Source organism: Streptococcus sp. FSL W7-1342 (genome assembly GCF_037966635.1).
GTDB classification, from domain to species: domain Bacteria; phylum Bacillota; class Bacilli; order Lactobacillales; family Streptococcaceae; genus Streptococcus; species Streptococcus salivarius_D.
Window position 1 is genome coordinate 999,220 of sequence record NZ_CP150200.1, and the last position, 25,731, is coordinate 1,024,950.

A 25,731-nucleotide genomic window follows, 5' to 3' on the forward strand; every position below is an offset into this window, starting at 1 on the left:
ACTCCTTTTTACTATTTTCAAAATCTTATATCATTTTTTTAAATAATTTGGTATAATATTCAACAATACTAAATAATTATAGGAGTTTATATGTCATACGTTTTGGAAGTATTACCAGCCCTTTTGAACGGTGCGGTAGTCACACTTCAAGTATTCTTCATTGTTATCGTACTGTCGATTCCATTAGGGATTGTACTTGCTTTCTTAATGCAGATTAAATTCAAACCTTTAAATTGGTTACTAACCCTTTACGTTTGGATTATGCGTGGAACCCCCCTCCTTTTACAATTGATCTTTGTTTATTACGTTCTTCCGAGTGTTGGGATTGTCTTTGACCGTCTGCCAGCTGCTATTCTTGCTTTTACGCTTAATTATGCAGCTTATTTCGCAGAGATTTTCCGTGGAGGAATCTTGGCTATTCCGAAAGGACAATATGAAGCAGCGAAAATGCTTAAACTTAGTCCTTTCCAAACTATCCGCTACATTATCCTTCCTCAGGTGGTCAAGATTGTCTTGCCAAGTATTTTTAACGAGATTATTAACTTGGTTAAGGATTCATCATTGGTTTATGTGCTTGGGGTTGGAGACCTTCTTTTGGAAAGTCGTACCGCTGCGAACCGTGATGCTACCCTAGCACCGATGTTTGTGGCTGGAGCTATCTATCTTATCCTTGTGGGTGTGGTGACTGTGGCTTCGAAACACATCGAAAAGAAATTCAACTATTATAAATAGGAGACCTTATGTTAGAATTAAAAAATATTTCCAAGCAATTTGGTCAACACAAAATCTTTGATAACTATAACCTAACTGTCGAAGAAGGGAAAATCTTAGCTATTGTCGGACCATCTGGTGGTGGTAAAACGACTCTCTTGCGTATGCTAGCAGGACTTGAAACCATTGATTCAGGACAAATTATTTATGAAAATGAAGAGATTCCTTTGGATCAAATGGAAAGTCGTAACTTGCTAGGTTTTGTCTTCCAAGATTTCCAACTGTTTCCGCACTTGACAGTCTTAGACAATCTAATGCTTTCACCAATTAAGACGATGGGAATGTCTAAGGAAGATGCTCAGAAAAAAGCTCAAGCCCTACTTGACCGTTTAGGTCTTGGAGCTCACGAAAATGCTTATCCTTACTCTCTTTCTGGGGGACAAAAACAACGTGTTGCATTTGCGCGTGCTATGATGATTGATCCGAAAATTGTCGGTTATGATGAACCAACATCAGCTCTTGACCCTGAGTTGCGTCAAGAAGTAGAGAAATTGATTTTGCAGAATCGTGAGACTGGAATTACGCAAATCGTTATCACTCACGATATGCAGTTTGCACAGCACATCGCCGATGAGATTGTCACTATCAATCCAAAATAGTGAGGATTTTCCATGAAAAAAATAGTAAAAACGATTTTGCTAGGCTGTCTTGTCATTTTGCCTTTGTTTGCGCTATCGGCTTGTAGCTCGCGCTCACATTTTGCAACTCAGAAAGATCAGTGGCAGACCTATACCAAAGAAAAGAAAATCAAAATTGGTTTTGATGCGACCTTTGTTCCTATGGGATATGAGGAAAAGGACGGTAGCTATGTTGGTTTTGATATTGATCTTGCCACTGCAGTTTTTAAATTGTATGGTATCGATGTCGAATGGCAGGCTATTGACTGGGATATGAAAGAAACAGAACTGAAGAATGGGACAATTGACCTTATTTGGAATGGTTACTCAGTCACGGATGAGCGTAAGCAGTCTGCAGACTTTACAGTGCCTTATATGGTCAATGAACAAGTACTGGTAACCAAAAAGTCTTCGGGAATTGATTCTGTTGCAGGAATGGCAGGTAAGACCTTAGGTGCTCAAGCGGGTTCTTCTGGTTATGATGCTTTCAATGCTTCTCCGAAGATTTTGAAGGATATCGTGGCCAACCAAAAAGCAGTCCAATATTCGACCTTTACTCAGGCCTTGATTGACCTTGATAGTGGACGTATTGACGGCCTATTGATTGACCGTGTGTATGCTAATTACTACTTAGAAAAATCAGGAGTTCTGGATCAGTATAACGTTATGCCTGCTGGTTACGAGGGTGAAAGCTTTGCTGTAGGTGCTCGTAAGGCAGATAAGACACTGATCAAAAAAATCAATCAAGGATTTAGAACCCTTTATAAAAATGGAGAATTCCAAAAGATTTCTGACAAATGGTTTGGTGAAGATGTTGCCACCGACCAAGTTAAAGGGAAAAAATAGAAGGATAACAACATTCTAGAAGGGATGTTGTTATTTTTTTGTGGAAAATACTTGAAATAAAACAAGTTATATTTTATACTAATGTTAGTTTATAAACTAACGAAAGGGCAAGCATGGGATATTTTGATTATTCAAGAGAACCGCAAAGTGATATTGCTTTTGTAGATATGAAATCTTTCTATGCGAGTGTAGAGTGTGTTGAACGTGGGCTGCACCCTCTTAAGACTTCTCTATGTGTGATGAGTAGGGCTGAAAATGCTAATGGTTTGATACTAGCCTCCTCGCCCATATTTAAGCAGGTTTTTGGTAAGTCAAATGTTAGTCGTTCTTATGATTTACCTTTTGACATTCATTCTCGTAAGTTTCATTATTATAATGCCAAAAAGCAGGGACTTCCAACGGATAAAGATTTTGTAGATTACATCGAATCTTGGGCCAAGGTTACCTTTATCGTTCCTCCTAGAATGGACCTCTATATAAAGAAGAATATCCAAATTCAACACATTTTCCAGAATTATGCCAGTGTTGAAGACATTCTTCCTTATTCCATTGATGAGGGTTTCATTGATCTCACGTCGTCACTGAATTACTTTATTCCCGATAAGACTGTTACAAGAAAAGATAAGTTAGATATGATTTCAGGGCGTATTCAAAGAGATATTTGGAGGGAGACAGGTATTTACTCGACAGTTGGAATGTCTAACAGCAATCCCTTATTGGCTAAGTTAGCTCTTGATAATGAGGCTAAACATACGGCTACTATGAGAGCCAACTGGTCCTATGAAGATGTCGAGACTAAGGTTTGGAATATTCCCCATATGACTGATTTCTGGGGGATTGGTAAGCGGATGGAGAAGCGGCTAAACAAGTTGGGAATTTGCTCCATTAGAGAACTTGCTAATAGCAATCCTGATATTCTTAAAAAGGAGTTAGGTATTGTAGGTTTAGACCTCTTTTTTCATGCTAACGGTATTGATGAGAGTAATGTTCATAAACCTTATAAACCAAAGTCACATGGCTTAGGAAATTCCCAAATCTTGCCACGAGACTATGAGCGTCAAGCTGATATTGAATTGATTCTAAGAGAGATGGCAGAACAGGTAGCTATTAGGTTAAGACGAGCCCATAAGAAAGCTTGTCAAGTTTCCATTAGTATTGGGTTTTCAAAGTTAGAGGGCAAGCGTTCGCTACAAGCACAGATGAAGATTGAACCTGCTAATAATACAAGAGTACTAATAAGCCATGTCATTGAACTCTTTAGGAAGAAATATCAAGGAGGGGCTGTTCGAAGTGTCAGTGTCTCTTATGCAAATTTTGTAGATGAAAGGCTTCAAATTATTTCTTTATTTGATAATCCAGATGACATTGATAAAGAAGAAAGACTTCAGGCAGCTATAGATAGTATTCGACAGGAATTTGGCTTTACGACAATTCAAAAAGCAACTGCTTTACAGGAGGCATCTAGAAGTCTTGCTCGAAGTAAGCTTATTGGTGGACACTCTGCTGGAGGATTAGATGGCTTAAAATGATAGACCGTAGTTACCTTCCCTTTCAATCAGCTAGGGAACATCAAGATAGGGGAATGATGAAGTGGATGGGCTTTTTCTTATCAGAACATACAAGTTCCCTACATGAAGATAAGACTAAAGAAAATTTTAGGAGTCATTTGGATGATTTAGAGAAGTTTACTTTATTAAACCAGCTTTATTCAGGTCAATTATTGGGAAATTTCCAGATAAAGGATCAAGGTAGGCGCTGTAGATGTAGTGGCTATGTGGTCGACTTGGATTTTAATCAAGTTACCATAAAATCTTGCAAGCGACATAAATGTATTCGAACAAAGGATATATTAGAAATTAGTTTGGGGGTTGAAAACATAGATGAGGAAGAGAAAAATTTATGATGATAAATTTCAAATTGATTATTTTTCTGATAGCTATTTAAAATTTGAAGAAGACTTTTATCGCTATTCTGCCATGGATATTCCCTTAACCTTTTTGACGGATGATATTATGAGGGAAATGGCTATCAGTCAAAAGAATTATTTTTTATTAAATAAAGAGAATGCCAGAGATGGATGCAATCATTATTTCCATTTTGAAGTCAGCCTAGTTGATTCCAGGACGCTTGTGAGACAGTATAGGTATCTTGGAAATGATTGAAACAAAGTAATATCAGCAGCAGAAATAGCAACAATTCCACTTGTATAGAGAGTTTTCAAGAAAGTTTTCGCAAGCTAAGAAAAGCTTTATGTAAGCGTTGATATCATCTCTGTAAGTGCTATAACGAAGGTGTTAAAAGTTATCATATGGAGGTAATTAAGATGAGAGCAGTTGTTGTTAATCAAGCAAGTACAGGTGTTGAAGTTGTTAATCATGAAAAACCAGCAGTAGTTGGTCATGGTCAAGCTTTGGTTAAAGTTGAGTACTGTGGCGTTTGCCATACTGACCTTCATGTAGCTCATGGAGACTTTGGCCAAGTTCCAGGTCGTATCTTAGGACACGAAGGAATTGGTATTGTTGAAGAAGTTGGCGAAGGTGTTGAGACACTAAAAAAAGGTGACCGCGTATCAATCGCTTGGTTCTTCGAAGGATGTGGTCATTGTGAATATTGTACAACTGGTCGTGAAACACTCTGTCGTTCTGTAAAAAATGCTGGTTATAGTGTTGATGGTGGTATGAGTGACTATGCTTTGGTTACTGCTGACTACGCTGTGAAAGTTCCAGAAGGACTTAATCCAGCTCAAGCTTCATCTATTACTTGTGTGGGAGTTACAACATATAAGGCTATTAAAGAAGCTAAAGTTGAACCTGGTCAATGGGTAGCTATTTATGGTGCTGGAGGACTAGGTAACTTGGCTATTCAATATGCTAAGAAGGTTTTCAATGCACGAGTAGTGGCTGTTGATATCAACCAAGATAAACTTGATTTGGCTAAAGAATCTGGTGCTGATTTAGTGGTGAACGGTAAAGAAGTTGAAGATGTAGCAGGCTATATCCAAGAAAAAACTGGTGGTACACATAGTGCTGTTGTAACAGCGGTTTCTAAGGTTGCTTTCGACCAGGCTATCGATAGTGTACGTGCTGGTGGAACAGTCGTTGCGGTTGGTCTCCCATCTGAATATATGGAGCTCTCAATTGTCAAAACAGTTCTAGATGGTATCCGTGTTGTTGGATCTCTTGTAGGTACACGTAAAGACTTAGAAGAAGCCTTCGACTTTGGTGCACAAGGCTTGGTAGTACCGGTTGTTGAAACTGTTCCTGTTGATACAGCGGTAGAAGTCTTTGATCAAATGGAAAGAGGTGAAATTCAAGGACGTAAAGTATTGGATTTCACTAAGTAAGCAAACATCTATCTATGCTATTTTGACTATGTGAAGAGTCGAGTGGTGTAAACTTGAACTGATACTAGAAAGTTAGACAAATAATTTAAGTGAAGGATTTAGTTCTCTACTATATAGGACTAGGTCCTTTTAGTTTTACCTTAATTCGTTTGTTGTTGTAATATGTACTGTCCTCAAAAAGATAGACAAAATTTTAGTCATTTGAAAAGTAGTAAAAAAGTTATATAATGATTTCGTAAATAAAGAGTTAAAGAATATTATCATTTATAACAAGGAGTATGAAATGGATTCTACCAGCTTGGACTCGGAACTATTCATAGAGTTTAAATCACGTGGGAAACGATGCCAACTTTTATATATATCCGATAGCCATAGTGAAGGGTTATATGAGATTGTTTCTACTGAACGAGAACGTCTTGCTATGTGGCTTCCTTGGGTGGATGAAATGAAAAGTGTTAAAAATGAAAAAGCTTTTATAAAGTATGCACGAGAAAAAATGGAGCGCAATGAGTTATTTATGTTAACAATTTGCGTCAATCAGAAACCAGTAGGGATGATAGATATACAAAATATTGATTTACAAAAATATCAAGCTGAAATTGGATATTGGATATCAGAAAAATATGAAAATCAAGGTTTTGTAAAGCAGGGATTAAAAGAATTAATAAAAATCATTCCATCCAAATTTAAAATTGATAAGCTTTTGATTTATATAGATGTTGAGAATGTTAAAAGTAAGTTTATACCAATCAGTTTAGGTTTTAAAAAGGAAAGCGAAATTTCCCAATTCGAGTTCTATAATGGATCCTACCATGATTTTGAAATTTATGGGCTAAATGTGAATGAAGGAAATATAGCAAATGATTAAAGTGAATTTTTTTACAAATAAATAACTATCAGAGAGTTTTGATTTTACCCCATTATCTAGGTATGATGTAAGAGTTAGTATTGAACATCAGAAAAGCAAAAATTTTTCTGACCCCATAACATTGCTTATTGATTTATTTTTGTAATTAAGATATAAAAAATCCCCACCAGAAAGAAATTCTGGTGGGGTATTTGGTGGGGAACCAAATATAATTAATTATATTTTAGCGTTTTAAAACAATTCAAAATGCTGTTAAATCAATCAAGTCACTTTAAATTAGGTTTATATTTTATTCCCACTCTACAGTTGCAGGTGGTTTACTTGTAATATCGTAGACGATACGGTTAACGTGGTCAACTTCGTTAACGATACGTACAGAAATCTTTTGAAGAACTTCCCATGGAAGTTTCGCAAAGTCAGCTGTCATACCGTCAATTGAAGTGATAGCACGGATAGCGATTGTGTAGTCATAAGTACGGCCATCACCCATAACACCGACAGAGCGAACGCCTGTGTTAACAGTGAAGTATTGCCATACATCACGATCAAGACCAGCTTTGGCAATTTCTTCGCGAAGTATAGCATCAGACTCACGAACAGTTTCAAGTTTCTCTTCAGTGATTTCACCCATAACACGGATGGCAAGTCCTGGCCCTGGGAAAGGTTGACGCCAAACGACTTCATCAGGCATTCCCATCTCAGTACCAAGGGCACGAACTTCATCTTTAAAGAGGGTGTTGAGTGGTTCAATCAATTCAAACTGCATGTCTTCTGGAAGACCACCAACGTTGTGGTGAGATTTGATTGTTTGGGCTGTCTCAGTACCTGATTCAATAATATCAGTGTAGAGTGTTCCTTGAGCTAGGAAGTCTACACCTTTAAGTTTGCTTGCTTCGTCATCAAAGACGTAAACAAACTCGTTACCGATGATTTTACGTTTTTTCTCAGGATCATCAACACCAGCCAAGAGGTCTAGGAAGCGTTTAGAAGCATCAACACGGATAATGTTAAGGCCAAATTTACCTCCAAGCATCTCCATAACTTGGTCACCTTCACCTTTACGGAGAAGACCGTGGTCAACGAAGATACATGTCAATTGATCTCCAATAGCTTTTTGCAAAAGGACACCAACAACAGATGAATCAACCCCACCTGAGAGTCCAAGAAGGACTTTACGGTCACCAACTGTTTCACGGATTTGTGCAATTTGCATATCTACGAAGTTAGCCATTGACCAGTCACCTTTGGCACCACAGATACCAAAAGCAAAGTTTTTCAAGATATCGTTACCATATACAGAGTGACGAACTTCTGGGTGGAATTGGATACCGTAGAAGTTTTTCTCAGTATTTTCCATTGCGGCGAATGGGCAATCTACTGAGTCACCAACAAGATGGAAACCTTCTGGAATTTCTGTAACAGCATCACCGTGGCTCATAAGAACGACTTGTTCTTCAGGAGTCCCTGCAAAGAGTTCTGATTGGGCACGAAGGCGAAGTGTTGATTGGCCATACTCACGGTTACCAGCTTCACCAGCAGGAACAACTTTACCACCAAGTTTGTGGGTCAACAGTTGCATTCCGTAACAGATACCAAGAATTGGAATACCAAGTTCAAAAATTTCTTCGTCAATACCAAAGGCATCTTCGGCATAAACAGAGTTAGGACCACCTGAAAGTACGATACCGATAGGATCGATGGCACGAACTTCATCAGCGGTAATTTTATGGCTTTTCAATTCAGAGAAAACGCCAAATTCACGAATACGACGTGCAATCAGCTGATTGTATTGGCTACCATAGTCTAGAACAATGATTTTCTGCACATCATTCAAAGTAGAAATGTCAGTCATTATTACCCTTTCTTTTTACGTCACACATGGACTCTTATGCAATCATTGTATCACAATTTTAAGGACTTAGCACCTAGATTTATACGATAAACTGTAAGTCTTGTCGTCACCTTTACAATTCTATTAGTTTTTTTGTAAAATAGGGGTAAAGAAGGGGGTATTAGATGCTACCAGCATATATTCGCATACATGATAAGATTAAGGCAGATGTTGATGACGGCACTTGGAAAATAGGGCAACGTCTCCCTAGCGAGCGGGATCTTTGCAACACTTTTGATGTGAGCCGTATGACTGTGCGTCAGGCCATAACACTTTTAGTAGACGAGGGTATTTTAGAGCGTAAACCAGGCAGTGGTACTTTTGTGGCTAGCAGTCGAGTTAAGGAAAAGATGCGTGGAACCACGAGTTTCACAGAGATTGTAAAATCCCAAGGCAAGAAACCATCTAGTGAGCTTATTTCATATAAGCGTGTACATCCCAATGAATTTGAAATCAAAAATTTAGGTGTCTTACCACAGTCCTATGTGATTCGTATGGAACGTGTTCGTTTTGCGGACGATCTTCCAGTTGCCTATGAGATTGCCAGTATCCCTGAGAAAATTATCCGAGGTTTTAAGGAGTCAGAAATTACGGAACATTTCTTCAAGACACTGACCGATAATGGCTATGAAATAGGGAAAAGTCAGCAGACCATATCAGCTAGTTTGGCCAATAGTAGTTTAGCCAAGCACCTCAAGGTTAAGACTGGTGATGCTCTCTTGAGTCTGACACAAATTTCCTTCCTTCAAGACGGTCAGGCTTTCGAATATGTACGAAGTTACTATGTTGGTGATCGTTTTGAATTTTATTTGGAGAATAACTAAAAGTCACTGTTTTTTTCTGCACAAGAATCGTGCTAACACCATGATTTTATGGTAAAATGGAGCTTATGGAAATTGAAAAAACCAATCGCATGAATGCCCTTTTTGAGTTCTATGCTGCACTTTTGACAGATAAGCAAATGAACTATATTGAGCTATATTATGCGGATGATTACAGTTTGGCAGAAATTGCCGAGGAATTTGGTGTGAGTCGTCAGGCAGTATATGATAACATCAAGCGTACTGAGAAGATTTTAGAGGCTTACGAGATGAAATTACATATGTATTCAGATTACATCGTTCGTAGCCAAATTTTTGATGATATCATGGAAAAATATCCAGACGATAGCTATCTTCAGGAACAAATTGCTGTGCTCAGCAGCATTGATAATAGAGATTAGATTCAAGCAGAAAGTAAGAGAGGAAATGATATATGGCTTTTGAAAGCTTAACGGAACGCTTGCAAGGCGTTTTCAAAAATTTAAGACGTAAAGGAAAACTTTCAGAGAAAGAAGTTCAAGAAGTCACTAAAGAGATTCGTTTGGCACTTCTTGAAGCAGACGTAGCGCTACCAGTCGTTAAGACATTTATTAAACGTGTTCGTGAACGTGCTGTAGGTCACGAAATCATTGATACTCTTGATGCTTCACAACAAATTATCAAGATTGTTAATGAAGAATTGACAGAGATTCTTGGGTCTGAAACATCTGAAATTGAAAAATCTCCAAAGATTCCAACAATCATTATGATGGTTGGTCTCCAAGGGGCTGGTAAGACAACCTTTGCTGGTAAATTGGCTAATAAGTTAATCAAGGAACAAGAAGCCCGTCCAATGATGATTGCGGCGGACATCTATCGTCCAGCAGCTATTGATCAATTGAAAACTTTGGGGCAACAAATCAATGTTCCTGTTTTTGATATGGGAACAGAGACACCAGCAGTTGAGATTGTCAAAAATGGTTTGGAACAAGCGCGTGCCAATAAGAATGACTATGTCTTGATTGATACGGCTGGTCGTTTGCAGATTGACGAGACTCTCATGCAAGAATTGCATGATATTAAGGAGTTTGCTCATCCAAACGAAATTCTCTTGGTTGTGGATAGCATGATTGGTCAGGAAGCTGCTAACGTTGCCAAGGAGTTCAACGAACAGCTAGATATCACTGGTGTTGTTCTTACAAAAATTGATGGGGACACACGTGGTGGTGCGGCACTTTCTATTCGTGAGATTACCGGCAAGCCAATCAAATTTACGGGTACTGGTGAGAAAATTACGGATATCGAGACTTTCCACCCAGACCGTATGTCAAGTCGTATTTTGGGTATGGGTGACCTTCTTACCCTTATCGAAAAAGCTTCTCAAGAGTACGATGAGAAAAAATCTCTTGAGTTGGCTGAAAAGATGCGTGAAAACACTTTTGACTTCAATGACTTCATTGACCAATTAGACCAGGTACAAAATATGGGTCCAATGGAGGATTTGCTCAAGATGTTGCCAGGTATGGCTAACAATCCAGCCTTGGCTAATGTTAAAGTAGATGAGAAACAGATTGCGCGCAAACGTGCCATCGTATCATCTATGACACCTGAAGAACGTGAAAATCCAGATCTTTTGACACCAAGTCGTCGTCGCCGTATTGCCAATGGTTCAGGGAATACCTTCATCGAAGTAAATAAGTTTATTAAAGACTTCAACCAAGCCAAACAAATGATGCAAGGTGTTATGTCTGGTGATATGGAGCAAATGATGCGTCAAATGGGTCTTAACCCAAATAATCTGCCAAAAAACATGCCAAATATGCCGGATATGGGTAATATGGACATGTCTGCTCTTGAAGGAATGATGGGTGGCGCTGGTATGCCAGATCTTGGAAATATGGATCTTAGCCAAATGCTTGGTGGTGGCCTTAAAGGTAAGGTTGGTTCATTTGCCATGAAACATGCGATGAAGCGTCAAGCTAATAAGATGAAAAAAGCTAAGAAAAAACGTAAATAAGAAACATAAAACGCTAGGGCATTTTGCTCTAGTGTTTTTTTCTGAAAAACATTGACTTATATAACTATACACTGTAATATACTAATGTATATACAATAAAAAGGAGTAGATTATGAAACCTAAAAAGAGAATTCAAGAAATGACCTTTGCAGCTTTATTAACTGCAATTGCTATCCTTATCCCAAGTATCATGCCAATTAAACTGATCATCCCACCGGCTTCGTATACTTTGGGGGGTCATGTTCCAATATTTCTAGCTATGTTTATATCTCCCTGGGTAACTGCTTTTGTTATCTTAGCTTCTAGTTTGGGATACTTTATGGCTGGCTATCCGATTGTTGTTGTTTTTAGAGCCTTTTCTCATATTATATTTGGCTTTTTAGGCGCACTCTATTTGAAAAAATTTCCACAAACGATAGAAAACCATAAATCATCATTACTTTTCAACTTTGTTTTAGGTCTTATCCATGCCATAGGTGAAGTTCTTGCTTGCGTGATTTTTTATTCCGTAACAGGAGAGGATTTCCAAAAACTGTTCTATGTTCTCTTTGTTTTAGTTGGTTTTGGCACTATTGTCCATAGTATGATAGACTATGTAATAGCATTAACGATTTTCAAAAGTATTCGAAAAATACGCTAATTGAAAGAGGGATGGTTGGTCTATGGCTTCAAATCGAAAACAAGAATTATTGGCACTCTTAAAGGGAGCTAAAGAGGCAATGAATGGACAGAGTTTGGCGGAGCATTTTGGTGTGACACGTCAAATCATTGTTCAAGATATTGCACTCTTGCGTGCAGATGGTGCCCAGATTATTTCAACTAATAGGGGATATATCTATAAAAGTAGCGATGACAATTCTTATGTACATCGACTATTTAAGGTGAATCATAAAGTGTCCGATATGGAGGATGAGCTTTTGGCTATTGTTGATAATGGAGGCCGTATTCAAAATATCATGATAGATCATCCAGTTTATGGAGAAATTCAGACTTTGTTGAAATTGACTTGTCGTCGAGATGTTAGTCACTTTTTAGACCAAGCCTCGTCAAATGACTTTCGCCCCTTATCTGATTTGACAAACGGTGTTCATTATCATCTTGTCGAAGCAGATAGTGAGCAAGATATAGATTATATTGAAGAGGCACTTAACCATCTAGGATTTTTAGTTAAAGAATGAGATAAAAGAGAAATGTAAAAGTAGTTAGTTTCACTTGAAAACAACTGCTTTTTTTGATAAACTTATGTTAGTTTATTAACTTACGGAGGTAGCCATGTTTTCAGGACAAAGACTTAAGGAAATTCGAGAAGCACAAGGAATGAGCCAAGCATCAGTAGCTAAGCATCTAGGAATTTCACGCTCCTCTTATTTTAATTGGGAAAATGGTAAGACGAAACCTAATCAAAAGAACCTTTCGGTTTTGGCCGAACTTTTTGGTGTAGCTGAGACCTATTTTCTGTCTGAACATGAGATTGTAGAAGTCTACTTGGAATTAAATGAGGAAAATCGCCAAGAAGCTTTGCGACTCACTAAGGCTCTCTTAGAAGAGCAAGAAGCAGAAAAGCAAAAAGCACCTGTTATTCCGCTTTACTCATACAAAGTTTTCGAGCGTTTATCAGCCGGAACTGGTTACACTTACTTTGGTGATGGCAATTATGATGAAGTTTTCTATGATGAAGAATTGGATCATGATTTTGCGTCATGGGTTTTTGGAGACTCTATGGAACCTACCTACCTAAATGGTGAAGTAGTGCTAATCAAACAAACAGGTTTTGATTATGATGGAGCTGTTTATGCTGTAGACTGGGATGGGCAAACCTATATTAAAAAAGTTTATCGCGAGGAAGATGGGCTACGTTTAGTTTCTCTCAATAAACGTTATGGTGATAAGTTCGCACCCTATGACGAAGATCCCCGAATCATCGGTAAAATTGTCGGTAACTTTATGCCTGTTGAGGCTTAGTCAACTTTTATCGATTGGGCATCTTAAACTAAATCTGATATAATATAAGTAAAGTAAAGCCAAGTCTTTGGCTTTTTTTAAAGAGTTTAAATCATATTTTACTAAGAAAATAAAGAGGAGAGATAAACATGGCTACTATTCAATGGTTCCCTGGTCACATGTCCAAAGCCCGTCGACAAGTTCAGGAAAATCTTAAGCATGTTGATTTTGTAACAATTTTAGTGGATGCACGTTTGCCACTGTCAAGTCAAAATCCCATGCTAACTAAAATTGTTGGCGATAAACCAAAGCTTTTAATTCTCAATAAGGCTGACCTTGCTGATAGTAATCGTACAAAAGAGTGGCGTAGCTATTTTGAGAATCAAGGAATTAAAACCTTGGCCATCAATTCCAAGGAACAATCTACAGTTAAATTGGTGACAGATGCTGCTAAGAGTCTTATGGCTGACAAGATTCAACGACTTCGTGAACGTGGTATTCAGAAAGAGACCTTGCGAACCATGATTATTGGGATTCCAAATGCTGGGAAATCTACCTTGATGAATCGTTTGGCTGGTAAAAAAATTGCCGTTGTAGGAAATAAACCTGGTGTGACAAAAGGTCAACAGTGGTTGAAGTCAAATAAGGATTTGGAAATTCTGGATACTCCGGGGATTTTGTGGCCTAAGTTTGAAGATGAATTGGTCGGTTTGAAACTTGCTTTGACCGGTGCCATCAAGGACCAGCTCTTGCCAATGGATGAAGTTACAATTTTTGGCCTTAACTATTTTAAAACTTACTATCCTGAACGTTTAGAGGAACGCTTTAAAGGGATTGACCTTGAAGAAGAGGCACCAGAAATCATTATGGAAATGACTCGAAAACTTGGCTTCCGTGAAGATTATGACCGTTTCTATAATCTATTTGTCAAAGAAGTTCGTGATGGAAAACTAGGTCGTTACACACTTGATATTGTTGGGGTCGATACTGATGGCGACAATTAAAGAAGTCAAGGAGCAATTGGCTACTTTGACAGACCTTGACGATCACCGATGGACAAGTTTTGAGGAAGATAGTCGATCTGGTGTACAGACTGCCATTAAGCAACGCCGTAAAGCTATCCTAGCTGATATTGCTGAGGAAGAACGCTTAGAGATGATGCTCAGTTATGAAAAATCGCTTTATGCTCAGGGAGTTGAACTCATTGCAGGTGTTGATGAAGTTGGACGTGGCCCTTTGGCTGGGCCAGTAGTAGCTGCAGCGGTGATTTTACCAAAGCTTTGCAAAATAAAAGGTCTTAATGATAGTAAAAAAATACCAAAATCAAAACATGAAGCTATTTATAAGCAGGTCATGAAGGAAGCGGTAGCCGTCGGGATTGGTATAAAGGATAATCATGTGATTGACGATGTCAATATTTATGAAGCAACCAAGCTTGCTATGACTGAAGCTATTGAAAAACTTAGTCCCAAACCAGAACATTTGTTAATTGATGCCATGACTTTGGACCTACCAATAGGACAAACATCAATTATAAAAGGGGATGCTAATTCTTTATCAATTGCGGCAGCTTCTATCGTAGCAAAGGTAACCCGTGATAAGATGATGGCTGACTATGATCAGGAGTTTCCTGGTTACGCATTTGCCAAAAATGCAGGCTATGGTACTAAGGATCATTTGACTGGCATAGATAACTTTGGTGTTACTCCAATTCATAGAAGAAGCTTTGAACCCATAAAGTCAATAATAAAAAGTAGGTGAAGTGGCGTGATTTTAGCTATCGATATTGGAGGAACCTTTATCAAGTTTGGGTTAGTTGATGATGATTTTAAGATTAGCAATCAATCTAAAGTGTCAACGCCAACAACGTTAGACGGCTTTTGGTTGACTTTAGAGCATATTGTCTCGTCTCACAAGGATATCATTTCTGGGATTGCCATTGCGTGCCCTGGCGAAATCAATAGTAAACGTGGCTTCATTTTCAAGGGCGGTCTTATCCCTTATTTAACGGCTATTCCTCTTGGGTCACGATTGACTAAAACATTTCAACTACCTGTAAAGGTTATCAATGATGCAGACGCAGCAGCCTTGGCTGAAGCCAGATATGGAAGTCTACAAGACTTAGATTGTGGGGCAGCCTTGGTTTTAGGTACTGGTGTTGGTTTAGGACTTGTCTCACAGGAGGACTTGTTATCATCTCTGTCAGTCACCCAATATCTGAGAGTTCCAAGTCCCCAAAGTATGAGTCAAACCTCTCTACCTTTCCAGTGGGAATTGTTTATGCATGGCTTAGTAAGCCTTGTCGATAATAAGGGGTCTGCAGTAGGCTTTGTTCATGAAGCCAGTCAATTACTTGGGTTAAATCAAGACGATGGTCCAGCCGTATTCTCAGCTATAGAGGGAAATCAGTCGGAAGATCTAAATCTTTTATTTAAAGACTATTGTCATGAAATTGCTGTTCTTGTGCTAAATTTGCAGAGCTTCTTTAGGTTGGAGAAAGTTGTTATCGGTGGTGGTATCAGTAGGCAAGGTACTTTAATAGAAGGAATAAGTGATGCCTATGAGGAGTTATTTAAGGATAAGACTGAATTAGGTTTTGAGCCCATAACTATTCGAGCCTGTCATTTCCATAACGATAGTAACCTACTAGGAGCCACGTCTTATTTTGCTTCTGAAAATGATTTGTAATCACGGAAAGTTCCATAATGGAGCTTTTTTCTTTTCTGTTACGAATAATGAAAAGGAGGTATCTATATGAATAATTTTGAACTTTTTAAACTTAAAGCCGCTGGGTTGACGAATTTAAATATCTTAAATATTTTGGACTATCAAAAGACTCAAGATAGAAAATTGAGTTTACGTGATATGGCAGTGGTATCCAAGTCTAAAAATGCCGTTCTTTTTATGGAAAAGTATAAGAGTTTAGATATTAAGCAACTCAAAGAACAATTCGACCATTTTCCTACGTTATCGATTTTTGATAAAGAATATCCCATTGAGCTGAAGTATACCTATAATCCTCCTGTCCTCCTTTATTATCAGGGGAATCTTGATTTACTGAGTAAACCAAAGCTAGCTGTTGTTGGGGCAAGAAAGTGTTCTGAAACAGGCAAACAGTCTGTCCGTAAAATTGTTAGTGAACTTGGGAATCACTTTACTATTGTGAGTGGATTGGCGTGTGGGATTGATACTTGTGCGCATATGGAGGCCTTGAAAAATAAGGGGAACACGATTGCAGTTATCGGGACAGGACTTGATGTTTATTATCCTAAAGAAAATAAAGCTTTGCAGGACTATATGGCCAAAAATCATTTAGTTCTTACAGAATATGGACCGGGTGAACAGCCTCTCAAGTACCACTTTCCTGAACGCAATCGGATTATTTCTGGATTGTGTCAAGGAGTTATGGTCGTAGAAGCTAAGCTTCGCTCGGGAAGTCTGATTACTTGTGAGCGTGCTATGGAAGAAGGAAGAGATGTCTTTGCTATTCCAGGAAATATTTTAGATGGAAAGTCAGACGGATGCCATCATTTGATTCAAGAGGGCGCAAAGTGCATTACGACAGGGTTTGACATCCTTTCAGAGTTTTCTTGAAAATCAAACTTCTCCTATAGAGATAAAGTTTTTTATTGACAGTTAATGAAAAGGACGGTATCATGTTAGTTGCTCGGTCCAAGATGTTTCATTTTTTAATGTCTTGTGACCAGATTTTAGACAGATTAGTGGCGCAGCCAGTTTATAACATTATAAGGAAATAGTCTATGGCGACAGCAACGACAACAAAAACGAAAACTAAAACAACAAAGAAAACGACAGCCAAAAAGGCGACTAAAAAGAGAGCGACACCAAAGAAAAATTTGGTCATCGTGGAGTCTCCTGCTAAAGCGAAAACGATTGAGAAGTATCTTGGCCGCAATTATAAAGTTGTAGCCTCTGTTGGGCATATCCGTGATTTGAAAAAATCAAGTATGTCGATTGATTTTGAAAACAACTACGAACCTCAGTACATTAATATTCGTGGTAAGGGACCTCTTATCAATGAATTGAAGAAAGAAGCTAAAAAAGCCAAGCAAGTCTTTCTCGCAAGTGACCCGGACCGTGAAGGGGAAGCCATTTCATGGCATTTGTCACATATTCTTGGATTAGAGCCAGATGATAAGAATCGTGTCGTTTTTAACGAAATCACTAAAGATGCAGTAAAAAATGCCTTTGTAGAGCCACGCGCCATTGACATGGACTTGGTAGATGCTCAGCAAGCTCGTCGTGTCTTGGACCGTATTGTGGGTTACTCTATTTCACCGCTTCTATGGAAGAAGGTTAAGAAAGGTCTTTCTGCAGGTCGTGTACAATCAGTAGCGCTTAAGCTTATTATTGACCGTGAAAATGAAATTAAGGCCTTTAAACCAGAAGAATACTGGACTATTGATGGTGCCTTTAAGAAGGGTGCTAAGAAGTTTCAGGCTAGCTTCTATGGCTTAGATGGTAAAAAGCTTAAGCTCAACAATAATGAGGATGTTCAAGCCGTTCTCTCTCGTATCACAAGTGATGACTTTAACGTAGATAAAGTAGAGAAAAAAGAACGCCGTCGTAATGCGCCATTGCCATATACAACTTCATCTCTCCAACAGGATGCTGCTAATAAGATTAACTTCCGAACACGTAAGACCATGATGGTTGCTCAACAGTTGTATGAAGGAATTAATTTGGGTTCAGGAGCTCAAGGTTTGATTACCTATATGCGTACGGACTCTACACGTATCAGTCCAGTGGCACAAAACCAGGCTGCTGAATTTATTACAGAACGCTTTGGTTCTAAGTATTCAAAACATGGCAGCAAGGTGAAAAATAGTTCGGGAGCACAAGACGCCCATGAGGCTATTCGTCCGTCAAATGTTTTCCAAACACCAGAAAGCATCGCTAAGTATTTGGATAAGGATCAGCTTAAGCTCTATACTCTTATCTGGAATCGTTTTGTAGCGAGTCAAATGACAGCTGCAGTATTTGATACGATGAAGGTGACCTTGTCTCAAAACGGAGTCATTTTCACTGCAAATGGTAGCCAAATCAAGTTCGATGGTTATATGGCCGTTTACAACGATTCTGATAAGAACAAAATGCTTCCTGATATGGCAGAAGGTGATACGGTTAAGAAGGTTGTGACAACGCCTGAACAACACTTCACGCAACCACCTGCCCGCTATTCTGAAGCGACTCTGATTAAGACGCTGGAAGAAAATGGAGTTGGTCGTCCGTCAACTTATGCACCGACACTTGATGTTATTCAACGTCGTTACTATGTCAAATTGGTGGCTAAACGTTTTGAACCAACAGAACTTGGTGAAATCGTTAATAGTTTAATCGTCGAATTCTTCCCTGACATCGTGGATGTTAAATTCACCGCCGAGATGGAAGGAAAACTCGATAAAGTTGAAATCGGTAAGGAACAATGGCAGAAGGTTATTGATGAGTTCTTCAAACCTTTCCAAAAAGAATTGGAAAAAGCTGAAGAAGGTATTGAAAAAATCCAAATCAAGGATGAGCCTGCCGGTTTTGATTGTGACCTCTGTGGTCATCCAATGGTCATCAAACTTGGTCGATACGGTAAGTTCTACGCATGTAGTAACTTCCCAGATTGTCACAATACTAAGGCCATAACCAAAGAAATTGGCGTTACTTGCCCAACCTGTGGTAAAGGTCAGGTCATCGAACGTAAGACAAAACGAAATCGTGTCTTTTATGGCTGTGATCGCTACCCTGACTGTGAATTTACATCTTGGGATATCCCTGTTGGACGTAACTGTCCTAAATCAGGCGATTATCTTGTCGAGAAGAAAGTTCGTGGTGGCGGTAAGCAAGTTATCTGTAGTAACGAAGAGTGTGACTACAAAGAATCGATTGTTAAATAAAAAGAAAGCTATCTCAAGTTAAGTCTTGAGATAGCTTTTTTGCATTTTATCAAAAAAACTGATACTTTCCTTAAATTTGTTTTTTATACTAAGCATGAAAAGAAAGGAGAGTAAGTGGTTTTCTGATATTAGGTAAATATAAGCTTATATTGAAAACAGAACTATTCTAAAAGAGGTGTACAAATGCAAATAACTGTTAAACAACTTTCAAAATCCTACAAAGATAAGACTATCTTAGACAACATCACATTTACAATTGAATCTGGAACGGTTTCTGGTCTATTAGGAGTAAATGGGGCTGGTAAGTCAACTCTGATGAAAATTCTTTTTGGTTTAGTCCAAAAAAGTAGTGGAGAAATTCGATTTGATGGATCATCCAAAAACAAACATTCATTAGGTGCATTAATCGAAGCACCTGCAATTTATCACAACCTTTCGGCTTTTGATAATCTAAAAACAAAAGCGTTGTTATATGATATTCCTGATTCAAAAATTTTTGAAACCTTGGAAATAATTGGTCTTTCAAATACTGGAAAGAAAAAAGCCGGTAAATTTTCATTAGGTATGAAGCAGCGACTTGGGATTGGTATGGCCATTTTAACTGATCCCCAATTTTTAATTCTAGATGAGCCTACTAATGGCCTTGATCCCGATGGTATAAATGAATTGCTAGACCTTATTCGTTCCTTGAAAGCAAAAGGGATGACAATTCTGGTTTCCAGTCATCAACTTCTAGAAATTAGTAAGGTTGCTGATCATATTCTTATTCTCGATAAAGGTAAGATTCAATATGATGGTGAAAACAAAAATGTAGATAGTCTTGAGAGACTCTTCTTTAAAATTGTTCATGGGGGTTAGTGATATGCAAAAGATATTCTATTCGGAATTGCTCAAATTACGACATTTAGGAACTACTAAATTCTTAATCATCATACCATTTTTAACCGTTCTTATAGCCTTTTTAATGGGAGGGTTACAGATTTTTGTTCCTTTCTCGGTTTATTGGTGGGAAGCTATCTTTTTATATCTTGTAAATGGTCTTTTGTTTATAGTCGATAGACGTTTAGAAGACCAGGCTGGGCATTTTCAAAATGTTACAAATGGATATTTCACTTGGAAAATTATCTTGATGAAAATGGTGCTTATAGGAATGAGGACATTGATTTCTAGTTTATTCTTACTTGCTTTCCTCAGTCTCGTTGCATTTATTTACACAGGTTTTATTCCAATAAATATTCCTAAAACAGCTATTTCCTTAATCTTAATTTGGATGACAACTTTATGGAACATTCCTTTACTTTACCTAATGTCTAAATACATGAGTCAATTCATCCTATTAGCTCTTAATACATTGGTTTGTCTTTTAATAGCACCCTTTATTGCTCAGAGTCCACTTTGGTTCGTTTTCCCCTATACTTATCACTATAAAATAGCTCAATTTTTATTAAATCTTAAACCATCGGGGGATATTATTGTAAATACGAATCATACTAGCATTCTTCAAGTGTTACTTACGATGATACTATCAATAGTAGTGACATTGTTTTTATCTTTTTCACTTCAAAGGAGGCAATTAAATGCTAAGGAGTGAGTTACTAAAATTTAAGAATACTTTCGGTCTTTATCTTATTCTCAGTTTTGCTGTCTTAGAGATCATTACAATTCCAATGTATGTGAGCTTCGTTCCTAATGGTTTTTCTCTAACTAATTTAGCCATATTATCTTTTTTATGCTATCCGCTATTGACATCATTTTTGTCAATTTTAGGGATTGAACAAGAAAAACACGCTAATCATTATCAAGAAATATCGAGTTATCCTAAGCAAAGACGTTTATGGTTGGCTAAACTTTTAATATCAGACATAGTCCTTAGCCTACCTTCTTTATTCAGTTGGCTTATCATAAACCTCCTTCTTATGAATAGTGTTAATGGATTTGTAGTAAGTCTATCAAGTTGGATGTTAATAGTCTTTCTTAATCATTTTCACTACTTTATACAAGTGAGTCTGAACAGTGTTAGTAATATTATAATCTCTATGGTTGAAATTATTTTTATTATTTTTGCTAGTAATAAAGTTTTCTTGTCTACTCATTGGCTTCCTATTGCTTTACCTTTCAATAGCCTTATCCTTAGTGATTGGAGCCAACTCAATTCCCTTCCTTTATGGATTGTTGGGGTGACTTTGTTATTTATATGTTTAATAGATTATAGAACCAAAAAATAATATAAGAAATAACATAGATAGTGTATTAGTCTTTCGTGGTTATCCTAAAATTTGGTTAGTAGTTTGTCGGAAAAGTAAACTATGTTAGTTAATTTGTTTTTTATACTAAGGATGAAAAGAAAGGAGAGTTATTATGAAACGTTTTAGTCTATCAGGTTTCCAACTCAAATATATAGCCCTAATTACTATGGTATTCGACCATATTCAATATTTTTTTGAATATACAGGAAAAATACCCATTTGGTTTACTATGATTGGGAGATTAGCGGCCCCCTTATTTCTATTTGCTGTGATTGAAGGTTTCGTCCATACACACAATCGAAAAAAATACTTCCTAAGGATTTATGCTTTAGCTATTTTGATGGGATTGATTCAGTTTGGATTTTATAATTTTTTACATCCTCTTGTAAGGCCAGATGGTTTCTTTCCACAAAATATGATGTTGTCATCATTCGTTATCTTGCTCGTTGCTCTTCAAGGTATCGCTTGGATTCAAGAAAGGAAATATCTAAAAGGAATCCCAACCTTACTTTTTCCAATATTACTCCCATTGCTAATGTTGCCTTTTTATCTGCTAAGTGTGAACAAACCTATGTTAGGTTTTCTACTTAAATTACTCAATTTTACAGTGCTACCAGTTCATACATTTATCAGCGATGGAGGAACGTGGTTACTTTTGACTGGTATCGCTATGTATCTTTGTCACAAGAATCTTAAGAAAGAAGTGCTTGCTTTTGTGAGTGTTAGTCTAGTTTGGGCACTAATAGCGATTGTTCTAAGTAGACCTTCTTTTCACGATTTAATGTTTAAATACATTGAATGGATGGAAATATTTGCAGCTCCCTTAATGCTTTGTTATAACGGTCAAAGAGGTAAAGGGTCAAAATATTTGTTCTATGTCTTTTACCCAACACATATTTATCTACTTTACGCCTTGTCAGTTATCTTCTATAGATGATATGATAAGGGTACTTTGTATGAAAGGAGAGGTTATGGCTCAGATACTTGTCGTTGATGATCAGGAAGATATTGTTCAATTTGTTGTAAAGGCTTTAGAGCTCCAAAATCATAAGGTGACGGGGCTTACAAGTGTTTTAGATTTGGATAAGAACTCGTTGCCACGGTTTGACTTGATTTTACTGGATATTATGATGCCTGATGTTGACGGTCTCCAGTTTTGTCATGACATTCGGGATCAGGTGGATTGTCCTATACTCTTTATTACAGCTAAAACACAAGAGGCAGATATTGTCCAGGGGTTGACTTATGGTGCAGATGATTATATTTGTAAGCCATTTGGGATTAAAGAACTTCAAGCGCGTGTGGCTGCTCACTTGAGACGTGAACATCGTGAGCGCCACCATAAGCTATTAATTGAAAATATTCAGTTTGATTTGTCTGCTCAGGAGCTTTATGTTGAGAATCAGTTGTTAGATTTGACTAGGTCAGAATATCGTATTTGTCAGTTTCTGGCTGAAAATAAGGGCCAAGTCTTTTCCAAAGAGCAAATCTACACGCATTTGTACGGCTATGAGGATAAAGGGAGTCCGACAGCAGTGGCTGAACATATCAAAAATATCCGTGCAAAGCTCAAAAATGTTGGGCAAAATCCTATTGAAACAGTCTGGGGGATTGGTTACAAGTGGCACTAATTAAAAAACGAGAACACTCTCTAAGAACAATCTTATTATCTTATGTCGTCAGTCTTACAGTTCTATCAGCAATCAGTAGCCTGCTTATTTTGTCTTTGTTCAGCTTGTCTTATCGTTTTGGCGTTGTGTTTCCAGCAAATCAGGTAGAAAGTGATTTGTCTGCTGTCAGGAATGAAATTGAAACTTCTAAGGTCTTTAATCCAGATGTCTTGCCTGATGGTACAAGCTATGTCTTCTTGACTAGGGATTTTAAGCTTAAGAAGTCTAACATGCCAGATAATTTGCAAGAAGAATCCTTGCTAGATTACCAATTCAAGAATGTTCATGGTGGCAAATATGGCTATTTTCAGTCATTTGAACGGTCTGATGGCATCGTCATTGTCAATTATCAACTATCACCTCGGTACCGTAATGACTGGATGAACCAGCATTTTCCCAATGCTGATCTATTGATGATTGGCTCAATGATGGTGTCTATACTACTCATATTTATTACTTTAACTTTTTACTATGCTAGTAAATTGAGTCGAGAGTTAAGCACAATATTGAAGGCAACAGAGAAAATAGCAGAGCAAGATTTGGATTTTCAAACTTCTCAGTCTACAATTAAGGAATTTAATCAAGTGTTAAGTGGTTTGGATCATATGCGAGTAGCACTTCGTGAGTCTTTGATGGAAAATTGGAAGGCAGAGCAAGATAAACAAAATCAGATTTCTGCTCTGACACATGATTTAAAGACGCCACTGACAGTTGCCCGTGGGAATGCGGAACTCTTAGCTATGACGCCCTTAGATGCAGAACAGACGGATTTGTTAGAGCATTTTCAAAAAGGGATTGCACAGGTTGATGCTTATGTGAGAGAGTTGTCCGAACTCAACAAAACGAGTTTAAAGAAAACCTTGACGCTTGAAGAAATTCCAGTTAAGGAATTTGTTGAAGACATTTACGATCAAACCCTGTCATTAGCACAAATGAAACAAATCAAAGTGGTTTTTGACAAGAAAGAAATTGAGGAAGAAACCAAAGGCAATTGGGACAGCTCCTTGTTAAATCGAGCTTTTATGAATATCCTTTCGAATGCGGTAGAGCATACGCCAAGTGGTAGTCAGTTGCTCTTAACTGCTAGGGTAGAAGAAGATGAGTTCAAGTTTATCTGCCTTGATTTTGGTCCTGGATTTTCCCTTGAATCACTTGAAAAGGCCACTCAGCTCTTTTATCAAGAGGATAAAAGTAGACAGAGCCGCAATCATAGTGGACTTGGTCTGACTATTGCTAATGATATTATTCGCTTACACCACGGTAGTCTTTCTCTTTCAAACGACAATGGCACGGGTGGTGCTAAAGTGACTATCATTTTAACCCTTTAAATACAGATGACTCCTAGTCGCCAGATGAGGAGTTTTTTGCTATACTACTAAGAGTAAAAATGAAGAAAGATTTGTGGGAGCAGGATTTTATCTTGTTCCCGAAGAGGTATTAGTGTCATGTCTCAATCAAAAGCAGATTATATTAACGTGATTGGAGCTGGTTTGGCCGGATCCGAGGCGGCTTATCAGATTGCCAAACGTGGTATTCCAGTAAAACTTTATGAAATGCGTGGGGTCAAAGCAACACCTCAGCATAAGACAACAAATTTTGCAGAGTTGGTTTGCTCTAATTCTTTCCGTGGAGATAGCTTGACCAATGCTGTAGGGCTTCTTAAAGAAGAAATGCGTCGCTTGGACTCTATCATTATGCGCAATGGAGAAGCTCACCGTGTGCCAGCTGGTGGTGCCATGGCGGTGGACCGTGAAGGTTATGCAGAAGCAGTGACAGCAGAAATTGTAAATAACCCACTAATTGAAGTTATTCGTGAAGAAATCACAGAAATTCCTGATGATGCCATTACAGTTATTGCCTCAGGACCATTGACTTCTGATGCTTTAGCTGAAAAAATCCATGAGCTTAACGGTGGAGATGGCTTCTATTTCTATGATGCAGCTGCGCCAATTGTTGATAAAGCGACTATCGACATGAACAAGGTTTACCTTAAGTCACGCTATGACAAGGGTGAAGCAGCTTATCTAAACTGTCCAATGACCAAGGAAGAGTTCATGGCCTTCCATGAGGCCTTGACAACAGCTGAAGAGGCTCCTTTGAATTCCTTTGAAAAAGAAAAGTATTTCGAAGGGTGTATGCCTATCGAGGTCATGGCTAAACGTGGTATCAAGACAATGCTCTATGGCCCTATGAAACCGGTTGGTTTGGAGTATCCTGAGGATTACAAAGGGCCACGTGACGGTGATTTCAAGACACCTTATGCGGTTGTTCAGCTTCGTCAGGACAATGCGGCTGGTAGTCTCTATAATATCGTTGGTTTCCAAACTCACCTTAAATGGGGAGAACAGAAGCGCGTCTTCCAAATGATTCCAGGACTTGAAAATGCTGAATTTGTACGTTATGGGGTTATGCACCGTAACTCTTACATGGATTCGCCAAATTTGTTAAAACAAACCTTCCAATCAAAATCAAACCCTAATTTGTTCTTTGCAGGGCAAATGACCGGTGTTGAAGGTTATGTTGAATCAGCTGCTTCAGGTTTGGTTGCTGGAATCAATGCTGCCCGTCTCTTTAAGGGTGAAGAAGAAGTCATCTTCCCTCACACAACAGCTATCGGTAGTCTTCCATACTATGTGACTCACGCTGAAAGTAAACATTTCCAACCAATGAATGTTAACTTCGGTATTATCAAAGAGTTGGAAGGTCCACGTATTCGTGACAAGAAAGAGCGTTACGAAAAAATTGCTGAGCGTGCTCTTAAAGATTTACAACCTTTTATTCAAGCTTAGTCAACATTAAAATCCCTTACCGAATG

27 protein-coding genes are annotated in these 25,731 nt (G+C 38.1%); 26 read left to right on the forward strand and 1 reads right to left on the reverse strand.

Features of this window, described 5'->3' with window-relative positions; translation table 11 throughout:
• Positions 1 to 90 precede the first annotated feature (90 nt).
• The 8 genes from NSQ79_RS04365 to NSQ79_RS04400 all read left to right on the forward strand — a co-directional run bounded on the left by NSQ79_RS04365 (position 91) and on the right by NSQ79_RS04400 (position 6,445).
• A complete protein-coding gene (locus NSQ79_RS04365) occupies positions 91 to 732 on the forward strand; it encodes an amino acid ABC transporter permease (protein WP_002891087.1) in 642 nt (213 codons plus the stop codon).
• 8 nt (positions 733 to 740) lie between these two features.
• Positions 741 to 1,370 (forward strand): amino acid ABC transporter ATP-binding protein, encoded by a 630-nt coding sequence (locus tag NSQ79_RS04370; RefSeq protein ID WP_164332015.1) that lies wholly within the window; start codon positions 741 to 743, stop codon positions 1,368 to 1,370.
• 12 nt (positions 1,371 to 1,382) lie between these two features.
• Positions 1,383 to 2,234, forward strand: a complete 852-nt coding sequence (locus NSQ79_RS04375) for an amino acid ABC transporter substrate-binding protein (RefSeq protein WP_021144064.1) — start codon at positions 1,383 to 1,385, stop codon at positions 2,232 to 2,234.
• Between the two features lie 113 nt (positions 2,235 to 2,347).
• Complete coding sequence (locus tag NSQ79_RS04380) at positions 2,348 to 3,763, forward strand: Y-family DNA polymerase (RefSeq protein ID WP_164332014.1); 1,416 nt, start codon at positions 2,348 to 2,350, stop codon at positions 3,761 to 3,763.
• Positions 3,760 to 4,137 carry a hypothetical protein gene (locus NSQ79_RS04385; protein WP_013990497.1) on the forward strand — a complete coding sequence of 126 codons (378 nt, stop codon included), beginning with the start codon at positions 3,760 to 3,762 and terminating at the stop codon, positions 4,135 to 4,137. The genes NSQ79_RS04380 and NSQ79_RS04385 overlap by 4 nt, the downstream gene beginning before the upstream one ends.
• Positions 4,115 to 4,396 (forward strand): DUF5960 family protein, encoded by a 282-nt coding sequence (locus NSQ79_RS04390; RefSeq protein ID WP_164332013.1) that lies wholly within the window; start codon positions 4,115 to 4,117, stop codon positions 4,394 to 4,396. Before NSQ79_RS04385 ends, NSQ79_RS04390 begins: the two co-directional genes overlap by 23 nt.
• 161 nt (positions 4,397 to 4,557) lie before the next feature.
• Positions 4,558 to 5,577, forward strand: a complete 1,020-nt coding sequence (gene adhP, locus NSQ79_RS04395; RefSeq protein WP_004182428.1) for an alcohol dehydrogenase AdhP — start codon at positions 4,558 to 4,560, stop codon at positions 5,575 to 5,577.
• Between the two features lie 283 nt (positions 5,578 to 5,860).
• Positions 5,861 to 6,445 (forward strand): GNAT family protein, encoded by a 585-nt coding sequence (locus tag NSQ79_RS04400; RefSeq protein WP_339313931.1) that lies wholly within the window; start codon positions 5,861 to 5,863, stop codon positions 6,443 to 6,445.
• A gap of 289 nt (positions 6,446 to 6,734) precedes the next feature.
• Here NSQ79_RS04400 and guaA read toward each other — a convergent pair whose 3' ends face one another.
• On the reverse strand, positions 6,735 to 8,297 hold the full coding sequence (gene guaA, locus NSQ79_RS04405; protein ID WP_002883901.1) for a glutamine-hydrolyzing GMP synthase: 1,563 nt from the start codon (positions 8,295 to 8,297) through the stop codon (positions 6,735 to 6,737).
• Positions 8,298 to 8,461: 164 nt separating this feature from the next.
• On the opposite strand from guaA, the gene NSQ79_RS04410 reads away from it, so the two are divergent.
• The 18 genes from NSQ79_RS04410 (at position 8,462) to trmFO (ending at position 25,705) form a co-directional block, all read left to right on the forward strand.
• Positions 8,462 to 9,160 (forward strand): UTRA domain-containing protein, encoded by a 699-nt coding sequence (locus NSQ79_RS04410; RefSeq protein ID WP_004182430.1) that lies wholly within the window; start codon positions 8,462 to 8,464, stop codon positions 9,158 to 9,160.
• 65 nt (positions 9,161 to 9,225) lie between these two features.
• Positions 9,226 to 9,558, forward strand: coding sequence for a putative DNA-binding protein (locus tag NSQ79_RS04415; RefSeq protein ID WP_002883908.1), 333 nt, complete (start codon positions 9,226 to 9,228; stop codon positions 9,556 to 9,558).
• Between the two features lie 32 nt (positions 9,559 to 9,590).
• Positions 9,591 to 11,153, forward strand: a complete 1,563-nt coding sequence (gene ffh / locus NSQ79_RS04420) for a signal recognition particle protein (protein ID WP_022496665.1) — start codon at positions 9,591 to 9,593, stop codon at positions 11,151 to 11,153.
• Between the two features lie 112 nt (positions 11,154 to 11,265).
• Complete coding sequence (locus NSQ79_RS04425) at positions 11,266 to 11,793, forward strand: ECF transporter S component (protein WP_339313934.1); 528 nt, start codon at positions 11,266 to 11,268, stop codon at positions 11,791 to 11,793.
• A 22-nt stretch (positions 11,794 to 11,815) separates the two neighbouring features.
• Positions 11,816 to 12,331, forward strand: a complete 516-nt coding sequence (locus tag NSQ79_RS04430; RefSeq protein WP_004182431.1) for a transcription repressor NadR — start codon at positions 11,816 to 11,818, stop codon at positions 12,329 to 12,331.
• Positions 12,332 to 12,425: 94 nt separating this feature from the next.
• Entirely contained in the window at positions 12,426 to 13,115 is a 690-nt protein-coding gene (locus tag NSQ79_RS04435) for an XRE family transcriptional regulator (protein WP_002883906.1), read from the forward strand.
• A gap of 128 nt (positions 13,116 to 13,243) precedes the next feature.
• Positions 13,244 to 14,098, forward strand: coding sequence for a ribosome biogenesis GTPase YlqF (ylqF, locus tag NSQ79_RS04440; protein ID WP_073686981.1), 855 nt, complete (start codon positions 13,244 to 13,246; stop codon positions 14,096 to 14,098).
• The gene (locus NSQ79_RS04445) at positions 14,085 to 14,855 is read left to right on the forward strand and encodes a ribonuclease HII (RefSeq protein WP_004182433.1); all 771 of its coding nucleotides are present in this window, start codon (positions 14,085 to 14,087) and stop codon (positions 14,853 to 14,855) included. Before ylqF ends, NSQ79_RS04445 begins: the two co-directional genes overlap by 14 nt.
• Positions 14,856 to 14,861: 6 nt before the next feature.
• Positions 14,862 to 15,782, forward strand: coding sequence for an ROK family protein (locus NSQ79_RS04450; RefSeq protein WP_004182434.1), 921 nt, complete (start codon positions 14,862 to 14,864; stop codon positions 15,780 to 15,782).
• Positions 15,783 to 15,848: 66 nt separating this feature from the next.
• Positions 15,849 to 16,688, forward strand: coding sequence for a DNA-processing protein DprA (dprA, locus tag NSQ79_RS04455; RefSeq protein ID WP_004182435.1), 840 nt, complete (start codon positions 15,849 to 15,851; stop codon positions 16,686 to 16,688).
• Between the two features lie 167 nt (positions 16,689 to 16,855).
• A complete protein-coding gene (gene topA / locus NSQ79_RS04460; protein WP_004182436.1) occupies positions 16,856 to 19,000 on the forward strand; it encodes a type I DNA topoisomerase in 2,145 nt (714 codons plus the stop codon).
• 183 nt (positions 19,001 to 19,183) lie between these two features.
• The gene (locus NSQ79_RS04465) at positions 19,184 to 19,858 is read left to right on the forward strand and encodes an ABC transporter ATP-binding protein (protein ID WP_164332011.1); all 675 of its coding nucleotides are present in this window, start codon (positions 19,184 to 19,186) and stop codon (positions 19,856 to 19,858) included.
• A gap of 4 nt (positions 19,859 to 19,862) precedes the next feature.
• On the forward strand, positions 19,863 to 20,591 hold the full coding sequence (locus NSQ79_RS04470; RefSeq protein ID WP_004182438.1) for a hypothetical protein: 729 nt from the start codon (positions 19,863 to 19,865) through the stop codon (positions 20,589 to 20,591).
• A 445-nt stretch (positions 20,592 to 21,036) separates the two neighbouring features.
• A complete protein-coding gene (locus tag NSQ79_RS04475) occupies positions 21,037 to 21,225 on the forward strand; it encodes a hypothetical protein (RefSeq protein WP_254594024.1) in 189 nt (62 codons plus the stop codon).
• Positions 21,226 to 21,358: 133 nt separating this feature from the next.
• On the forward strand, positions 21,359 to 22,183 hold the full coding sequence (locus NSQ79_RS04480; RefSeq protein ID WP_004182440.1) for a TraX family protein: 825 nt from the start codon (positions 21,359 to 21,361) through the stop codon (positions 22,181 to 22,183).
• 34 nt (positions 22,184 to 22,217) lie between these two features.
• Positions 22,218 to 22,877 (forward strand): response regulator transcription factor, encoded by a 660-nt coding sequence (locus NSQ79_RS04485; protein ID WP_004182441.1) that lies wholly within the window; start codon positions 22,218 to 22,220, stop codon positions 22,875 to 22,877.
• Positions 22,868 to 24,244 carry a HAMP domain-containing sensor histidine kinase gene (locus NSQ79_RS04490; RefSeq protein WP_004182442.1) on the forward strand — a complete coding sequence of 459 codons (1,377 nt, stop codon included), beginning with the start codon at positions 22,868 to 22,870 and terminating at the stop codon, positions 24,242 to 24,244. The genes NSQ79_RS04485 and NSQ79_RS04490 overlap by 10 nt, the downstream gene beginning before the upstream one ends.
• 117 nt (positions 24,245 to 24,361) lie before the next feature.
• Entirely contained in the window at positions 24,362 to 25,705 is a 1,344-nt protein-coding gene (trmFO, locus tag NSQ79_RS04495) for a methylenetetrahydrofolate--tRNA-(uracil(54)-C(5))-methyltransferase (FADH(2)-oxidizing) TrmFO (protein ID WP_004182443.1), read from the forward strand.
• Positions 25,706 to 25,731: the final 26 nt, after the last annotated feature.

What these genes read in the sequence shown, in the direction of transcription:
- topA (WP_004182436.1), top strand. Translation starts at nt 16,856, where the DNA reads ATGGCGACAGCAACGACAACAAAAACGAAAACTAAAACAACAAAGAAA.
- NSQ79_RS04430 (WP_004182431.1), top strand. Translation starts at nt 11,816, where the DNA reads ATGGCTTCAAATCGAAAACAAGAATTATTGGCACTCTTAAAGGGAGCT.
- ffh (WP_022496665.1), top strand. Translation starts at nt 9,591, where the DNA reads ATGGCTTTTGAAAGCTTAACGGAACGCTTGCAAGGCGTTTTCAAAAAT.
- NSQ79_RS04465 (WP_164332011.1), top strand. Translation starts at nt 19,184, where the DNA reads ATGCAAATAACTGTTAAACAACTTTCAAAATCCTACAAAGATAAGACT.
- NSQ79_RS04365 (WP_002891087.1), top strand. Translation starts at nt 91, where the DNA reads ATGTCATACGTTTTGGAAGTATTACCAGCCCTTTTGAACGGTGCGGTA.
- NSQ79_RS04475 (WP_254594024.1), top strand. Translation starts at nt 21,037, where the DNA reads ATGGTTGAAATTATTTTTATTATTTTTGCTAGTAATAAAGTTTTCTTG.
- dprA (WP_004182435.1), top strand. Translation starts at nt 15,849, where the DNA reads ATGAATAATTTTGAACTTTTTAAACTTAAAGCCGCTGGGTTGACGAAT.
- NSQ79_RS04375 (WP_021144064.1), top strand. Translation starts at nt 1,383, where the DNA reads ATGAAAAAAATAGTAAAAACGATTTTGCTAGGCTGTCTTGTCATTTTG.
- NSQ79_RS04470 (WP_004182438.1), top strand. Translation starts at nt 19,863, where the DNA reads ATGCAAAAGATATTCTATTCGGAATTGCTCAAATTACGACATTTAGGA.
- NSQ79_RS04480 (WP_004182440.1), top strand. Translation starts at nt 21,359, where the DNA reads ATGAAACGTTTTAGTCTATCAGGTTTCCAACTCAAATATATAGCCCTA.
- trmFO (WP_004182443.1), top strand. Translation starts at nt 24,362, where the DNA reads ATGTCTCAATCAAAAGCAGATTATATTAACGTGATTGGAGCTGGTTTG.
- NSQ79_RS04445 (WP_004182433.1), top strand. Translation starts at nt 14,085, where the DNA reads ATGGCGACAATTAAAGAAGTCAAGGAGCAATTGGCTACTTTGACAGAC.
- NSQ79_RS04485 (WP_004182441.1), top strand. Translation starts at nt 22,218, where the DNA reads ATGGCTCAGATACTTGTCGTTGATGATCAGGAAGATATTGTTCAATTT.
- NSQ79_RS04400 (WP_339313931.1), top strand. Translation starts at nt 5,861, where the DNA reads ATGGATTCTACCAGCTTGGACTCGGAACTATTCATAGAGTTTAAATCA.
- NSQ79_RS04390 (WP_164332013.1), top strand. Translation starts at nt 4,115, where the DNA reads ATGAGGAAGAGAAAAATTTATGATGATAAATTTCAAATTGATTATTTT.
- NSQ79_RS04385 (WP_013990497.1), top strand. Translation starts at nt 3,760, where the DNA reads ATGATAGACCGTAGTTACCTTCCCTTTCAATCAGCTAGGGAACATCAA.
- guaA (WP_002883901.1), bottom strand. Translation starts at nt 8,297, where the DNA reads ATGACTGACATTTCTACTTTGAATGATGTGCAGAAAATCATTGTTCTA.
- adhP (WP_004182428.1), top strand. Translation starts at nt 4,558, where the DNA reads ATGAGAGCAGTTGTTGTTAATCAAGCAAGTACAGGTGTTGAAGTTGTT.
- ylqF (WP_073686981.1), top strand. Translation starts at nt 13,244, where the DNA reads ATGGCTACTATTCAATGGTTCCCTGGTCACATGTCCAAAGCCCGTCGA.
- NSQ79_RS04370 (WP_164332015.1), top strand. Translation starts at nt 741, where the DNA reads ATGTTAGAATTAAAAAATATTTCCAAGCAATTTGGTCAACACAAAATC.
- NSQ79_RS04435 (WP_002883906.1), top strand. Translation starts at nt 12,426, where the DNA reads ATGTTTTCAGGACAAAGACTTAAGGAAATTCGAGAAGCACAAGGAATG.
- NSQ79_RS04380 (WP_164332014.1), top strand. Translation starts at nt 2,348, where the DNA reads ATGGGATATTTTGATTATTCAAGAGAACCGCAAAGTGATATTGCTTTT.
- NSQ79_RS04415 (WP_002883908.1), top strand. Translation starts at nt 9,226, where the DNA reads ATGGAAATTGAAAAAACCAATCGCATGAATGCCCTTTTTGAGTTCTAT.
- NSQ79_RS04425 (WP_339313934.1), top strand. Translation starts at nt 11,266, where the DNA reads ATGAAACCTAAAAAGAGAATTCAAGAAATGACCTTTGCAGCTTTATTA.
- NSQ79_RS04410 (WP_004182430.1), top strand. Translation starts at nt 8,462, where the DNA reads ATGCTACCAGCATATATTCGCATACATGATAAGATTAAGGCAGATGTT.